This window comes from Haloferula sp. A504 (assembly GCF_044385805.1).
GTDB lineage: Bacteria > Verrucomicrobiota > Verrucomicrobiia > Verrucomicrobiales > Akkermansiaceae > Haloferula.
Map to the genome: position 1 here is coordinate 1 of NZ_JBISBU010000151.1, position 1,214 is coordinate 1,214.

The following is a 1,214-nucleotide window of genomic DNA, read 5'->3' on the forward strand; positions in this document are numbered from 1 at the left end:
CAGTCGGTGGTGGCCGGTGGTGGACGTCCTTCGGACTTCTACGCGGTGGACTTTGCCGATGCGCTGCTCGACGACAACAGCGAGCCGCAGACCGATCCGCTGTTTGCCGCCTACACGCGCGACGGATCGAACAACGTGACCTCGATTGATCCCCGCCCGACGGTGCTGAACACGAGTGTGCAGCCCGGTGCCCCCGTGGCAGCCGCCTACCGCGGAGCCTTCGACTCGGAGGACCTCTGGATCGCGAGCTGGACCGCGCTTGATGCCTACGGCCTGATCAAGAAGCCGGTCGTCGACGTGGTGGCGACGCAACTCGCCAACATCGACAAGGATGGCGTCGATTGGTCGACTCCCGTCCTTGCCAATGACACCACCTGGACCAACGACAACATCTATTACCTCACGGACCGGGTCTACGTTCCGAACGGCACGACGCTCACGATCGAGGCCGGCACGAAGATCTACAGCACCAACAGCGACCCGCTCAACACCCCCGGTGATCCCTCGGACGACCTGGTCGGTTCGGTGATCGTGACCCGCGGTGGGCGCATCATCGCCCAGGGAACCTGCGACGCGCCCATCATCTTCGATGCGGTCGAGAACCTTGAGGCTGAATATGGCGAGGACATCGATGGCGACTCGGTTGTCGCCACCGCACTCACCCCCACGGACACGGCGAAATGGGGCGGTCTGATTGTGCTTGGCAACGCCTCGATCTCGCTGGTCAACACGAGCGCCCAGCCGGTCCGCAACGACGTGATCGAGGGCACCACGCCCGTCGGTTCGCGCAACGCGGACGGTGATGCGTTCAGTGACCTGCTTGAGTATGGCTACGACAGCCTCCATGCGCAGGACGACGCCGATGACAGCGGGATTCTGCAGTACATCTCCATCCGCCACGGTGGATTCAACCTCTCGGCGAACAACGAGATCAACGGTCTGACGCTCGGCGGTGTCGGCACCGGCACGGTGATCGATCACATCGAGGTGTTTGCCAACGAGGACGACGGCATCGAGTTCTTCGGTGGAACGGTGGACGCCAGCCACCTTTCGGTGGCCTTCTGCAAGGACGACGGCATCGACATCGACCAGGGCTACAACGGCGACCTGCAGTTCGTGTTCGTCATCCAGAACAACAACGGCGACAACTGTGGTGAATGGGATGGTATCGACACCAACGACGGTGCGGCGAAGGTTGGGAACACGGCGGCCCT

Annotated in this window: 1 pseudogene; it reads left to right on the forward strand. The window is 62.8% G+C overall.

Features of this window, described 5'->3' with window-relative positions:
• Window positions 1-1,214 (forward strand): annotated as a pseudogene (locus ACG2LG_RS23875) (hypothetical protein); the annotation flags it as partial.